At 57.5% G+C, this 13,426-nt stretch carries 12 protein-coding genes; 6 read left to right on the top strand and 6 right to left on the bottom strand.

Going from position 1 to position 13,426, the window contains the following annotated elements:
• Position 1: 1 nt before the first annotated feature.
• On the top strand, positions 2 to 1,312 hold the full coding sequence (gene clcB / locus G0034_RS09815) for a voltage-gated ClC-type chloride channel ClcB (protein WP_179120767.1): 1,311 nt from the start codon (positions 2 to 4) through the stop codon (positions 1,310 to 1,312).
• On the opposite strand, the gene bioD is transcribed toward clcB, so the two are convergent.
• From bioD to ynfL, 3 genes are all read right to left on the bottom strand, one after another.
• Positions 1,247 to 1,942, bottom strand: a complete 696-nt coding sequence (gene bioD / locus G0034_RS09810; protein ID WP_014883635.1) for a dethiobiotin synthase — start codon at positions 1,940 to 1,942, stop codon at positions 1,247 to 1,249. The genes clcB and bioD overlap by 66 nt on opposite strands.
• Before the next feature lie 130 nt (positions 1,943 to 2,072).
• Complete coding sequence (gene mlc, locus G0034_RS09805) at positions 2,073 to 3,293, bottom strand: sugar metabolism global transcriptional regulator Mlc (RefSeq protein WP_179120766.1); 1,221 nt, start codon at positions 3,291 to 3,293, stop codon at positions 2,073 to 2,075.
• A gap of 120 nt (positions 3,294 to 3,413) precedes the next feature.
• Positions 3,414 to 4,319 carry a multidrug efflux transcriptional activator YnfL/SxtR(Kp) gene (gene ynfL / locus G0034_RS09800; protein ID WP_014883633.1) on the bottom strand — a complete coding sequence of 302 codons (906 nt, stop codon included), beginning with the start codon at positions 4,317 to 4,319 and terminating at the stop codon, positions 3,414 to 3,416.
• Between the two features lie 121 nt (positions 4,320 to 4,440).
• Between ynfL and ynfM the strand changes: the two genes are divergently transcribed.
• Positions 4,441 to 5,694 carry a multidrug efflux MFS transporter YnfM/SxtP(Kp) gene (ynfM, locus tag G0034_RS09795; protein WP_023337217.1) on the top strand — a complete coding sequence of 418 codons (1,254 nt, stop codon included), beginning with the start codon at positions 4,441 to 4,443 and terminating at the stop codon, positions 5,692 to 5,694.
• Positions 5,695 to 5,769: 75 nt separating this feature from the next.
• Here ynfM and G0034_RS09790 read toward each other — a convergent pair whose 3' ends face one another.
• From G0034_RS09790 to G0034_RS09785, 3 genes are all read right to left on the bottom strand, one after another.
• On the bottom strand, positions 5,770 to 7,161 hold the full coding sequence (locus G0034_RS09790; RefSeq protein ID WP_014883631.1) for an APC family permease: 1,392 nt from the start codon (positions 7,159 to 7,161) through the stop codon (positions 5,770 to 5,772).
• Positions 7,151 to 7,336: a YmjE family protein gene (locus G0034_RS23620; protein WP_418251745.1), complete on the bottom strand. Its 186-nt coding sequence runs from the start codon at positions 7,334 to 7,336 to the stop codon at positions 7,151 to 7,153. The genes G0034_RS09790 and G0034_RS23620 overlap by 11 nt, the downstream gene beginning before the upstream one ends.
• Before the next feature lie 181 nt (positions 7,337 to 7,517).
• Positions 7,518 to 8,936, bottom strand: a complete 1,419-nt coding sequence (locus G0034_RS09785; protein ID WP_179120765.1) for a glutamine synthetase family protein — start codon at positions 8,934 to 8,936, stop codon at positions 7,518 to 7,520.
• Between the two features lie 226 nt (positions 8,937 to 9,162).
• Here G0034_RS09785 and puuD point away from each other — a divergent pair, with 226 nt between their 5' ends.
• The 4 genes from puuD to G0034_RS09765 all read left to right on the top strand — a co-directional run bounded on the left by puuD (position 9,163) and on the right by G0034_RS09765 (position 13,424).
• Positions 9,163 to 9,915 (top strand): gamma-glutamyl-gamma-aminobutyrate hydrolase, encoded by a 753-nt coding sequence (gene puuD, locus G0034_RS09780; RefSeq protein ID WP_196238017.1) that lies wholly within the window; start codon positions 9,163 to 9,165, stop codon positions 9,913 to 9,915.
• Positions 9,916 to 9,940: 25 nt separating this feature from the next.
• Positions 9,941 to 10,498, top strand: coding sequence for an HTH-type transcriptional regulator PuuR (gene puuR, locus G0034_RS09775; protein ID WP_013096835.1), 558 nt, complete (start codon positions 9,941 to 9,943; stop codon positions 10,496 to 10,498).
• 155 nt (positions 10,499 to 10,653) lie between these two features.
• Positions 10,654 to 12,147, top strand: a complete 1,494-nt coding sequence (gene puuC, locus G0034_RS09770; protein ID WP_179120764.1) for an aldehyde dehydrogenase PuuC — start codon at positions 10,654 to 10,656, stop codon at positions 12,145 to 12,147.
• Positions 12,144 to 13,424 (top strand): NAD(P)/FAD-dependent oxidoreductase, encoded by a 1,281-nt coding sequence (locus G0034_RS09765; protein WP_014883627.1) that lies wholly within the window; start codon positions 12,144 to 12,146, stop codon positions 13,422 to 13,424. Before puuC ends, G0034_RS09765 begins: the two co-directional genes overlap by 4 nt.
• Positions 13,425 to 13,426 lie beyond the last annotated feature (2 nt).

The following is a 13,426-nucleotide window of genomic DNA, read 5'->3' as shown; positions in this document are numbered from 1 at the left end:
CATGCAACGTCTTCATGCTTACCCCGACATCCGGGCGATGTTTCGCCGACTGTTGATGGCCACCGTCACCGGCGTGCTGGCGGCGCTGGCCGTTGCGGTGTTTCGTCACAGCATGTACCTGCTGGAGTGGCTGCTTCTCAGCAACGACAGCGGTAGCCTGGTGAATGCCGCCGCATCGCTCTCGTCCTGGCGGCGCGCGCTGACGCCTGCGCTGGGTGGGCTGGCCGCCGGGGTACTGCTCTGGGGATGGCAGCGACTGACCGCCCAGCGGCCTCACGCACCAACCGATTACATGGAGGCGCTGGAGACCGGGGACGGCCAGTTTGATTACGGTGCCAGCCTTGTAAAATCCCTGGCGTCGCTGCTGGTCGTCGCCAGCGGAAGCGCCATCGGGCGCGAAGGGGCCATGATCCTGCTTGCCGCTCTCGCCGCCTCCTTTTTCGCTCGCCGTTTTACGCCCAAATCCGAATGGAAGCTCTGGATCGCCTGTGGTGCCGCGGCCGGGATGTCCAGCGCTTATCATGCCCCCTTAGCCGGAAGCCTGTTTATTGCAGAGATTCTGTTTGGCACGCTCATGCTGGCCTCACTCGGTCCCGTGGTTATTGCGGCGGTGGTGGCGCTTCTGACTACCCGCGTGCTGGCACCCGGCGCCAGCACGCTCTATGAAGTCCATCTGAGCGGCATACTGACCGCGACAGATTATGCCCTGCTGGTCGCCATGGGTCTGCTGGCAGGTCTTTGCGGACCCCTGTTGATGTGGCTGATGACGTTTAGCCACGGACTGTTTCTGCGTCTCAAACTTTCGCCGCCGTGGCAGCTGGCGCTGGGGGGGTTGATCGTCGGGCTGCTGTCCCTCCTCACGCCGAAGGTATGGGGGAATGGCTACAGCGTGGTTCAGGCTTTTCTGCTCGCCCCGCCGCTGCTGTCGGTGATTGCCGGAGTGTTTATCTGTAAATTGCTGGCGGTACTGGCCAGCAGCGGTTCGGGTGCACCGGGCGGCGTGTTTACGCCCACGCTGTTTGTCGGCATGGCGACGGGGATGCTGTTTGCGCAGCTTTTCGCGCTGTGGTTACCGGGTTCAGAGACGGCAATATTGCTGGGACTGGCGGGAATGGCAACGCTACTTGCTGCGACCACGCATGCGCCCATTATGTCGGCGCTGATGGTCTGTGAAATGACCGGACAGTATGTTTTACTGCCCGGTTTACTGGTCGCCTGTGTGGTGGCGTCCGTGCTGTCGCGGACGTTACGCCACGACTCGATCTACGGCCAACACGCCGCCGAGGGCAGAGAGATCGATGTACTGCGCTAACTCGCGCTGCTCGGCACGAGGCAGATAAGGCAGCTCACCCACCAGCGGCCCAGGCAGTTTGGCGCTCAGCACGTCGATGATCTCCGCGTAGTGCGCCAGGCCCGGGTTGATACGGTTTGCCACCCAGCCCACCAGCGGCAGGCCGTCATTGGCAATCGCCTGCGCTGTCAGTAGCGCATGGTTGATGCACCCTTCCTGGATACCCACCACCATCACTACCGGAAGCTGTTCCTGGACGACCCACTCAGAGAGCGGCCGCAAATCATTCATCAGGCTGCGCCAGCCGCCCGTCCCTTCGACCACCACGTGATCAACCTTCTCGCTCAGGTTCGCCAGCCCATCGGACAGCAGGGGATAATTAATCAGACCGCTGTGCGCCACGCTGCTCTCCTCTTCGCTTAAGGCAATGGGATTGACCGCCTGATAAGGCAGTTCCAGCGACGAGACGCTTTGCAGCACCAGGGCGTCTTTATTACGCAATCCCTCTGGCGTCTCTTTACTCCCTTTTGCGACCGGTTTGTACCCTGCCACGCGTTTACCGCTTGCTGCAAGCGCCTGCAGCAATGCGCGGGATACGACGGTCTTGCCGACAGAGGTATCTGTACCAGTAACAAAGAAACGCTTAAGCATGACTCACTCCACCTCTTGGGTATGCTTCGAAAATATAAACCAGGTAAATAATTCAGTGGAGGAAGTCTACGGGATGCGTGCGCTACCCGGCTTGAGATAGCGCAATTTTTCGTACATCTGCGGAAAAGAGTTAACCCTGTAACAGGCGGATAAGCAGCGAGCCGTTATACATGGCATCTTTGACCAGCGCCGCACCTGCCATGGTGCCCTGGTTAGAGAATTGGGTGCTTTCCACCGCAATATTCTTGCTGTAGGCGGGAAGCGACTGCTGATGGATACAGGCCGAGATCGCCGGAAAGAGGATCTCCGCCGCCTGGCTGAGCGGGGAGCCAATCAGGATTTTTTGCGGGTTAAAGAGGTTCACCATAATCGCCAGGATGCGGCCAACGTTAATCCCCACCCCGGTAATAATATCCTTCGCCAGCAAATCTCCCTGACGCGCGGCGGCGCAGAGGGAATCGACCGTTAAGGGTTGGCCGTGCAGCGAGGAGCTCATGGACTGGCTGAGCCTGACCTGCGCCAGCTCCAGCACGCTTTCTACACTGGCAATGGTCTCCAGGCAGCCATGGTTCCCGCAGTAGCAGCGCTTCCCGTACGGGTCGACCTGAGTGTGCCCGATTTCCACCAGGCTGCTGCTCCCGGCGTGAAGAAGACGCCCGTCGGTGATGACACCCGCCCCAACGTTATGGTCGATCACAACCTGAATCACATCACGCGCACCGCGCGACGCGCCAAACAGGGCCTCCGCCATGGTCCAGGCACTGATGTCATGCTGAATATAGACCGGCACGCCGGTATGGTTTTTCAGCACCTCTCCCAGCGGCATCTCTTTGACATCTTCGTAAAACGGCATGCGGTGCACGATGCCGTTTTCGGTATCAATAATGCCCGGCATGGTGATGGCGATTGCCGTTAAGCGTTCCAGCCGCTGCTGATGGCGGATAAAGAAGTTATCGATATGGGAGACAATGGCATCGAGGAGCGATTGTTCCGCGTTGAGCGGCAGCTCAAGCCGATCCTCCACCACCAGTTTGCTGCTCAGATCGCGCAGCGCGAGGAAGATCTCCCCGCGACTGATGCGCAGTGACAGGTAATGCCATGCTTCCGTCTCAACCACCAGCCCGACCGCCGGACGGCCACGGCTGCCCGGCTCCTGAATTTCCGTCTCCTGGACCAGGTGCGCTTCCAGCATTTCACGGACAATCTTGGTGATACTGGCAGGTGCCAGCTGTGCCAGGCGCGAAAGATCGATACGCGAAACCGGACCAAGCTGATCAATCAGGCGGTATACCGCGCCAGCGTTGGTCTGCTTAATCTGATCAATGTGCCCTGGCTGACTATCAGCAACCACCTCGTACTCCCTTATTTTCGAGCTTCGAAATAAACTTTGGGCTATGGTGAAGCACTTCCATAGCTGTCGTCAAATATTTACTTAGCTCTGTGATTTACCGCACATTTTTATCCCTTTTCCTTACCGGTTTTGCCCACCTGAAGCGCTGATTAACTGCTGTTTGAAGCGCTGCGCGGCGTGGCTCTGTTCACGATGTTTTGACCAGACCAGCCACATCTCGGAAACGGCATCCTCTTCGGCGATGGGAACCCAGCGCATTTCGCGCAGTTGTACCCGTTTAAAGGAGGCCGGAAGAATAGAGACCCCCAGTCCGGCGGCGACCAGCCCAATAATGGTCATCGCCTCGCCCACCTCCTGGGTGATAACCGGAGCAAGATCGTAGCGACGCATCAGTCCCAGAATGTCGTCATACAGGCCCGTTCCGACCTGAGGATCAAAAAAGACAAAGGGTTCTTTTGCCAGCTCTGCGAGCGATACCGCCGGACGCGAGGCCAGCGGGTGGTCAAGGGGGATCATAGCCATCAGGGGTTCATGCAGAATCACCTGCCACGCCAGCGTGTCCGGCAGCTGCGTATTACGCATCAACCCCAAATCCAGTGCGCCTTCATTCAGCGGTGCAATTTGCTCGCGGGTATTAATTTCGCGCGTCTGAATATGCACATCCGGGAAATGGCGGCGGAATGAGGAAAGCGTCTGGGAGACGGCGCTGATAAAGGGCGCGGACGACGTAAACCCGATTCTCAGCTCACCGGCTTCTCCGAGGTAAAGCCGCTCTGCACGGGCGGCGGCGTCATCAACCATGCTCAGGATTTGTCGGCTGTCGGTCAGAAACTGCTTACCCGCCGCCGTCAGGCTCACGCTGCGGTTGGTGCGGGCCAGAAGGCGCGCGCCCACCTGCTGTTCGAGGATTTGAATCTGCTGGCTTAACGGGGGCTGAGAGATATTCAGCCGTGCCGCCGCGCGGCCAAAATGCAGCTCCTCAGCAACGGCGACAAAATAGCGAAGATGACGCAGTTCGATATTCATATTTTTAAAGTATCATTTGAGATAATTAATATATTAGACAGAATATTTACATTTTCCTACCCTGATCGTGTGGTCATACCCGTCACCCGAAATCACGGGGATGTTTAAGCAAGGAAACTGTGTGAGTCGTACAACCTCCATTGATATCTCTCCGGCCAGCGATATCAATGATTTACCCGTAGCATCGCAGCCGGTTCAGTTCATTAAACGTGGTACTCCCCAATTTATGCGCGTTACCCTGGCGCTCTTTTCGGCCGGTCTGGCCACGTTTGCCCTGCTCTATTGCGTTCAGCCGATCCTCCCCGTTCTCTCCCATGAGTTTGGCGTATCGCCCGCCAGCAGCAGCGTTTCGCTCTCGATTTCAACCGCGATGCTGGCAATTGGCCTGCTCTTTACCGGCCCTTTGTCCGACGCCATTGGCCGTAAACCGGTGATGGTCACTGCCCTGATGCTGGCCTCGGTCTGTACGTTGCTCTCGACCATGATGACCAGCTGGCACGGCATTCTGGTGATGCGCGCGCTGATCGGGCTGTCGCTAAGCGGCGTGGCCGCGGTCGGGATGACCTATCTCAGCGAAGAGATCCATCCGAGCTTCGTTGCCTTTTCGATGGGGTTGTACATCAGCGGGAATTCAATTGGCGGCATGAGTGGGCGTCTGCTGAGCGGGGTCTTTACGGACTTCTTTAGCTGGCGTATTGCGCTGGCGGTTATCGGGTGTTTCGCGCTGGCATCTGCACTGATGTTCTGGAAAATCCTGCCGGAATCACGCCATTTCCGCCCGATTTCTCTGCGCCCGAAAACGCTGTTTATTAACTTCCGTTTGCACTGGCGTGATAAAGGGTTGCCGCGCCTGTTCCTGATGGGCTTCCTGCTGATGGGGTCATTCGTCACGTTGTTTAACTATATTGGCTATCGCCTGATGCTTTCGCCGTGGCATCTGAATCAGGCCATGGTCGGTTTGCTTTCTGTGGCTTATCTCACCGGCACGTGGAGTTCGCCGAAAGCCGGGGCGATGACCGCACGCTTCGGCCGCGGGCCGGTCATGCTGGTCTTCACAGCGGTAATGCTGCTCGGCCTGCTGTTGACGCTCTTCTCCTCACTGTGGCTGATTTTTGCCGGGATGCTGCTCTTCTCCGCCGGGTTCTTCGCCGCGCACTCGGTCGCCAGCAGCTGGATTGGCCCGCGCGCGCGTCGAGCCAAAGGACAGGCATCGTCGCTGTACCTGTTTAGCTATTACCTGGGATCCAGCATCGCCGGGACGCTGGGCGGCGTGTTCTGGCATCACTACGGCTGGAACGGCGTGGGCGGGTTTATCGCCCTGATGCTTTGTGCCGCACTGCTGGTGGGGGCAAGTCTTCATCAACGTTTGAGATAATAAACGTGCGGGCTGATGTCCGGTAAGACGCACGAGCGACCTAAACGGCACCAGCGTACTGGTGCCGTTTATCGTTCAGGAATCCCAGGCCTGCTCTATCTTACCGGCTTCAAACTGCGGAGGCGGTTTTCGGAAACGGCGCGTTAGCCATGTCAGGTAAAGGATCCCCAGTGCCGCCCAGATGAGGCCAAGCGTCAGGGACGTCGCTTCGAGGTTTATCCACAGCACGCCGACCGTTACCGCCCCAATAAGCGGCAGCAGGAGATAGTGGAAACGATCTTTCCACGTTTTGTTTAGCCCCTTACGTCGCCAGAAATGGTTGTACACCGAGAGGTTAACAAACGTAAACGCCACCAGTGCGCCAAAGTTGATCAGCGCCGTTGCGGTCACGAGGTCAAAGTACAGCGCCGACAGGGCCACTATCCCCACCATAATGACGTTCAGGGCCGGGGTACGCCATTTCGGATGCACATAACCAAACACCCGCTCCGGAAAGACGTTGTCACGCCCCATCACATACAATAACCGCGAGACGCTGGCGTGCGAGGCCAGACCTGAAGCCAATGTATTGACAAAGGTGGTACATAAAAACACCGACTGGAAGAGCTTACCGCCCACGTACAGTGCGATTTCCGGCAGCGCGGCATCCGGGTTCTTAAAGCGCGCGATGGTCGGGAAAAAGAGCTGCATGAAGAACGAGGCAATAATGAATATCAGCCCGCCATACAGCGCGGTCAGGAAAATGGCTTTGGGAATGACCCGTGCCGCGTTTGGCGTCTCTTCCGATAGCGTGGTAACCGCATCAAAACCGAGGAAAGAGAAGCAGACGATGGTCGCGCCGGTAATAATAGGGATCAGATGTGCGTTCTCGCTGATAAACGGCTGGAGCGACCAGACGGTGCCGACCCCTTCTCCCTTGTGCAAGCCATGCACCACGAGGATGACAAACACCACCATAATCGCGACCTGCACCAGCACAAACAGGGTATTAAAGTTGGCGACCAGGTTAACACTCTTCAGATTCGCCAGCGTCAGGATCGTCACAAACCCCACCACCCAGACCCACGGAGGGACCTCAGGGAACATCGCGGACAGGTAGATCTTCGCCAGCAGCACGTTGATCATCGGCAGGAAAAGATAGTCCAGTAACGATGACCAGCCGACCATAAAGCCCACGTGGGGTCCAATCGATTTCTGCGTGTAGGTATACGCGGAGCCCGCTTCCGGGAACTGCCGTACCAGTTTACCGTAGCTGATGGCGGTAAACATGACGCCAGCCAGCGCCAGGAGATACGAGGCGGGCACGTGGCCGTTGCTGATACCGGACACAATACCGAAGGTATCAAACACGGTCATGGGGGTGAGGTAAGCCAGCCCCATCATCACCACCTGCCAGAGCTTAAGGGAACTGCGCAGTCGGGTTCTGCCAGCCATGCCCGGCGCGTCAAGAGACGTGTTAGTCGCCATACACCGTCCCCCCCATGCTTACCGTGGTTTGCAATCGCGTTGACCTTAACGCAAACCTGCTTAGCAAAGGGGGAAGTTGTGAAGAACAAACGCGACCGTACCAGCGCACCGTCTCTGGTTCGCATTCACCATGGAAGCCTGACTGGCCCCCTTCGCCCTGCGGATAGTTGAACATCTGCATCATTTCCTACCTCGTCACACAGTGTCGTTAAGAAAGTCCCTGTGCCGCCTGCGCTCCATAACGCGACTCCCGGGAGATAGCTGGCGTGCCAGCGAACAGTTCGGCCAGGCTCCGCGCAGGCCGTATGGTGATACGTATGAGATGAAACAAAGCGGCCCCTTACCGGGGCGCGTTATCAGGCGTTTTTCAGCATCCACTCGATTTCTGTTTCGGTAATCAGGCGTTCAAACTGCAGTAATTCATCATTTTTGCAGGCGTGATACACGTGGCAGAAACGCTCGCCCAGCCGCTCGCGAAGGCGATCGTTTTGCATAAACTCCCACAGCGCATCACTCTGACGAATCGGGAACGGCAGGCCGTCCTGCTCCAGGCCATTGCCTTCAACCTCTTCCTGCAGCGGTAAATCGTTATCCAGCCCGTGCAGAATGCCGGCAAAAATCGCCGCCATCACCAGATACGGATTCGCGTCTGCCCCTGCCACCCGGTATTCGACACGATGGTTATGGCGATCGCCGCAGGGAATACGCAGGGCAACCGTGCGGTTGTTGTGTCCCCACGACGCCTGCGTCGGCACATACATTCCCGGCTGGAAACGGCGGTACGAGTTGACGTTCGGTGCCAGCAGTGCCATGGACGCTGGCATCAGATCGATCATCCCGGCCAGCGCGCGTTTCAGCAGCGCGGAATCCTCGCCGCTGGCGTCCGCGAGCACGTTTTCGCCTCTGTTGTTTTGCATACTAATGTGGATATGCATCCCGCTGCCCGCATGCTCTTCATACGGCTTCGCCATAAACGTGGCATGCATCTTATGTTTTTCTGCCATCTGCCTGACGAGACGTTTTAGCGCCAGTGCATCATCACAGGCATCCAGCACGTTTTCCGTATGGTGCAGATTAATTTCAAACTGACCCGGCGAGGCCTCAGCCACTGCGCCATCGGCGGGGATCAACTGCAACTGCGCCAGCTCATCAATATCGTTCAGCACGTCAGCAAAGTGGTTAAGATTATCAACCGAGTAGACCTGGCTTTGCGTGTTACGCACGTCGGTGCCCGGCGCGCAGGGTGGCTGCAGATAGCCCTCGGCATCGCGTTTCCGATCAAGTAAATAGAACTCCAGCTCTACCGCTACCACGGGGAACAGACCGCGCTGGCGCAACTGCTGCCAGAGCCGGTTGAGTACGTTCCGCGGCTCAACGTCAAAGGGAGCGCCATCTTCATCGACCATGGTGAGCTGCACCTGACCAATGTATTCCGGGTCCGCGGCGGACGGTGTCAGGGTGCCCGGCACCGGCACACAAACACAGTCAGGCTCGCCGAGCTCCTGCCCCAGGCCCGCCTCTTCCACCACGTTACCCAGAATATCCATGGCGAACACCGACGCCGGGAAATAGCAGCCTTTTTCGAGTTTGTTCAGTCCGGCAACCGGAATACGTTTACCGCGAAAACAGCCGTTCAAATCGGTCAGGAGGACATCAATAAACTGGGTGTTCGGATACTGTTCTAAATAGCGCTTCACCTCCTGCGTAAAGGCGCTGCCCCGCCTCTCATCCGTGTAGTGAACAAAGTTCTCAACTTCTACGATATTGGTTTCCATGATTTACCACCGTTTTTGGGATTTGCGTTCGCTGCTCAGGACTGTCAAATATAATGTCCACCCTATCGAATCTGTATGCAAATAAATTGTTTGTCAAATGTTAAATTAAGTTTGCAAAAGGCAGATCTCGTTGCTAGATTGAGAAAATATTGAACGAAAAGGCCGTTTTACAGGTGAAACTGGCCTAAATTTAGTCCACTTTGTGAGGGCGATCATGGAAAATATAATGAACAAGCCAGTCATTGGCGTGGTGATGTGCAGAAACAGGCTTAAGGGTCATGAGACCCAGACCCTGCAAGAAAAGTACCTGAATGCCATTATCAATGCGGGGGGCTTACCCATTGCCTTACCGCATGCGCTGGCAGAGCCAGAGTTGCTTACCACTCTGCTGCCAACCCTGGACGGGATTTACCTGCCGGGCAGCCCAAGTAACGTGCAGCCGCACCTTTATGGTGAAAACGGCGATGAGCCTGACGCCGATCCCGGGCGTGATCTTCTGAGTATGGCGCTGATTGCCGCCGCGCTCGAAAGGCGCATCCCCATTTTCGCCATCTGCCGGGGGCTGCAGGAACTGGTTGTTGCGACGGGAGGGACGCTGTATCGTCGCCTGTTCGAGCAGAATGACCTGCTTGAGCACCGGGAAGATCCTGAACTGCCGGTTGAGCTACAATACGCCCCGTCTCATGAAGTTCAGGTTCAGGAGGGAGGACTGCTGTCTCAATTAATACCAGGCTGTAACACATTTTGGGTAAACTCGTTACACGGGCAAGGTGCACGAACGTTAGGACCACGGCTTCGCGTGGAGGCCCGCTCGACGGACGGGCTGGTTGAAGCGGTCAGCGTGCATGACCATCCTTTTGCCCTCGGCGTGCAATGGCACCCCGAATGGAACAGCAGCGAGTACGCCCTGTCACGTATGTTGTTTGAAGGTTTTATCACCGCCTGTCAAAGCCACATTGCCGAGAAGCAACGACTTTGACCACTACCGTAAAGGAAATGCAACTATGAGCGATGACGGACTGGCGCCAGGGAAACGTCTGTCTGAGATCCGCCAGCAACTGGGTCTCTCGCAGCGGCGTGCCGCCGAACTGTCTGGGTTAACACACAGTGCCATCAGCACCATCGAGCAGGATAAAGTCAGTCCTGCCATCAGTACGCTTCAGAAGCTGCTGAAAGTCTATGGGCTGTCGCTCTCGGAATTCTTTTCGGAACCGGAAAAACCTGATGAACCGCAGGTGGTTATTAATCAGGAAGACCTTATCGAAATAGGCAGTCAGGGGGTTTCGATGAAGCTGGTTCACAACGGAAATCCGAACCGTACGCTGGCGATGATTTTTGAAACTTACCAGCCTGGAACCACGACCGGAGAGAGGATCAAACATCAGGGTGAGGAGATCGGTACGATACTGGAAGGTGAAATTGTGCTGACCATTAATGGCCAGCCTTATCACCTGGTTGCGGGGCAAAGCTATGCCATTAATACCGGCATACCGCACAGCTTCAGCAATACCTCGGCAGGCATCTGCCGCATTATCAGTGCCCACACCCCCACCACGTTCTGATGACCACTCAGCCCCGGCGTAAAGACTTACGCCGGGGCAAATAAAAACGATCAATGTCGGCATTTTACGGGTTAATCCCCGGGATGCCTCACGGCTTCGTATTGCCTGAAACGGCCATGCCTTTATTTATCTGATTGCGAAAGAAAGGAGTGAATATGCATTTTCAGCACCTGACTTACTGGCAGGATAAAGCAAAAAACAGTGCCATTGAGACCCGGTTATTTATTAACGGTGCCTATTGTGACGCCGCCGATAAGGCCACGTTTGAAACCGTCAACCCCGCTACCCGTCAGACGCTGGCGAATGTGGCCCGGGGCAAGCAGGCGGACGTAGACCTCGCGGTTCAGGCTGCGCGTGAGGTATTTGACCGTGGCGACTGGTCGCAGGCGTCACCGGCGCAGCGCAAATACGTTCTCAATAAGTTCGCCGATTTGATAGAACGCCACGGCGAAGAGCTGGCCTTACTGGAAACCCTGGACACCGGTAAACCCATCCGCCACAGCCTGCGCGACGATATTCCCGGCGCGGCGCGCGCCATTCGCTGGTACGCCGAAGCGGCGGATAAAGTCTACGGCGAAGTGGCGCCTACGGGGCCGGACGAGCTGGCGATGATTGTGCGCGAGCCGATCGGGGTTGTCGCCGCCATCGTTCCCTGGAACTTCCCGCTGCTGCTGGCCTGCTGGAAGCTGGGCCCGGCGCTGATCGCGGGCAATAGCGTGGTATTGAAACCGTCCGAAAAATCGCCCCTCACCGCCCTGCGGCTGGCCGGGCTGGCGAAAGAGGCGGGCCTGCCGGACGGCGTGCTGAATGTGATAAGCGGTTACGGCCACGAGGCGGGCCAGGCACTGGCCCTGCATCCGGACGTTGAGGTGCTGACGTTTACCGGCTCTACCCGTACCGGCAAGCAGCTGTTGAAGGACGCAGGCGAAAGCAACATGAAGCGCGTCTGGCTGGAGGCTGGCGGCAAGAGCGCCAACATTGTCTTTGCCGACTGTCCGGACCTGGACAAGGCCGTGAGCGCAACCGCCGCCGGGATTTTTTATAACCAGGGGCAAGTGTGTATCGCCGGGACCCGCCTGCTGCTTGAGGAGAGCATCGCCGATGACTTTCTGGCAAAGCTGAAAGCGCAGGCCCGCCACTGGCAGCCGGGCGATCCGCTCGCTCCCGACAGCACGATGGGAATGCTCATCGACGCCGCGCACGCCGATTCCGTTCACACGTTTATTCGCGAGGGCGCCCGGAAAGGTACGCTGCTGCTGGACGGGCGGGCACAATCCTGGCCTTCTGCGGTAGGTCCAACCATTTTTGTCGACATCGACCCTGCCTCCCCGCTGTGCCGGGAAGAGATTTTCGGGCCTGTTCTGGTCGTCACCCGTTTTAAAACCGAAGAGGAAGCCTTAACGCTGGCCAACGACAGTGAATATGGGCTTGGCGCGGCGGTATGGACACGCGACCTCTCCCGCGCACACCGCATGAGCCGTCGCCTGAAAGCAGGCTCGGTCTTCGTCAATAACTATAACGACGGGGATATGACCGTACCGTTTGGTGGCTATAAGCAGAGCGGCAACGGTCGCGATAAGTCTCTGCACGCGCTGGAAAAATTTACCGAACTGAAAACCATCTGGATTGCCCTGGAGCCTCAATCATGACCGAACATACCACCAGCTATTATGCGGCCAGCGCGAACGCGTACGAACCATTCCCGACGCTTAGCGAATCAATCAGCTGTGACGTGTGCGTGGTAGGCGGCGGTTATACCGGCCTCTCCTCCGCACTGCATCTCGCTGAAATGGGCTACGACGTGGTGCTCCTTGAAGGGGCGCGCATCGGCTTCGGTGCCAGCGGACGCAACGGCGGCCAGCTGGTTAACTCCTACAGCCGCGATATCGACGTGATTGAGAAAAACTATGGCCCCGATGCTGCCAAAGTCCTTGGGAGCATGATGTTTGAAGGCGGGGAAATCATCCGGGAGCGTATTCAGCGCTATCAGATCCAGTGCGACTATCGTCCCGGCGGGCTGTTTGTTGCCCTGAACCATAAGCAGCTGGAGACGCTGGAAGAGCAAAAAGCCAACTGGGAACGCTACGGCAACACGCAGCTGGAGTTGCTGGATGCCAGCGCGATCCGCCGGGAAGTCGACAGCGAACGCTATACCGGCGCGCTGCTGGACCGCAGCGGGGGACATATTCATCCGCTCAACCTGGCGATCGGCGAAGCGGACGCCATTCGCCTTAACGGCGGGCGTGTGTATGAACAATCCCCGGTGACCGCCATTCAGCACACCAGCCCGGCCGTGGTAAGCACGCAGCATGGTCAGGTGACGGCCCGCTATGTGATCGTCGCCGGAAATGCCTATCTGGGCGATAAGGTCGAACCAGAACTGGCAAAACGCAGCATGCCCTGCGGCACCCAGGTGGTGACCACCGCCCCACTGCCGGAAGAGGTCGTCCGCACGCTAATCCCCAATAACTACTGTGTTGAAGATTGCAACTACCTGCTGGACTACTACCGTCTCACCGCCGACAACCGACTACTGTACGGCGGTGGCGTAGTCTATGGCGCGCGCGATCCGGACGATGTCGAGCGTCTGGTGATGCCAAAGCTGTTGAAAACCTTCCCTCAGCTGGCAGGGGTCAAAATCGACTACCGCTGGACGGGCAACTTCCTGCTGACCCTGTCGCGCATGCCGCAGTTTGGTCGTCTGGATAAAAACATCTACTACATGCAGGGCTACAGCGGCCACGGCGTGACCTGCACCCACCTGGCCGGACGGCTGATTTCGGAACTGCTGCGCGGTGACGCAGAGCGCTTTGATGCGTTTGCCAACCTCCCGCACTACCCCTTCCCGGGCGGTCGCAGCCTGCGGATTCCATTTACGGCGATGGGCGCGGCGTATTACAGCCTGCGCGATCGTCTTGGCGTTTGATC

It is taken from the genome of Enterobacter sp. T2 (assembly GCF_010692925.1).
Lineage (GTDB): Bacteria > Pseudomonadota > Gammaproteobacteria > Enterobacterales > Enterobacteriaceae > Enterobacter > Enterobacter kobei.
This window is presented reverse-complemented; position numbering and strand designations above follow the sequence as displayed.

Coding starts and splice junctions, on each gene's coding strand:
- clcB (WP_179120767.1), top strand. CDS start 2: ATGCAACGTCTTCATGCTTACCCCGACATCCGGGCGATGTTTCGCCGA.
- bioD (WP_014883635.1), bottom strand. CDS start 1,942: ATGCTTAAGCGTTTCTTTGTTACTGGTACAGATACCTCTGTCGGCAAG.
- ynfL (WP_014883633.1), bottom strand. CDS start 4,319: ATGAATATCGAACTGCGTCATCTTCGCTATTTTGTCGCCGTTGCTGAG.
- G0034_RS09790 (WP_014883631.1), bottom strand. CDS start 7,161: ATGGCGACTAACACGTCTCTTGACGCGCCGGGCATGGCTGGCAGAACC.
- G0034_RS23620 (WP_418251745.1), bottom strand. CDS start 7,336: ATGTTCAACTATCCGCAGGGCGAAGGGGGCCAGTCAGGCTTCCATGGT.
- G0034_RS09785 (WP_179120765.1), bottom strand. CDS start 8,936: ATGGAAACCAATATCGTAGAAGTTGAGAACTTTGTTCACTACACGGAT.
- puuD (WP_196238017.1), top strand. CDS start 9,163: ATGAACAAGCCAGTCATTGGCGTGGTGATGTGCAGAAACAGGCTTAAG.
- puuR (WP_013096835.1), top strand. CDS start 9,941: ATGAGCGATGACGGACTGGCGCCAGGGAAACGTCTGTCTGAGATCCGC.
- puuC (WP_179120764.1), top strand. CDS start 10,654: ATGCATTTTCAGCACCTGACTTACTGGCAGGATAAAGCAAAAAACAGT.
- G0034_RS09765 (WP_014883627.1), top strand. CDS start 12,144: ATGACCGAACATACCACCAGCTATTATGCGGCCAGCGCGAACGCGTAC.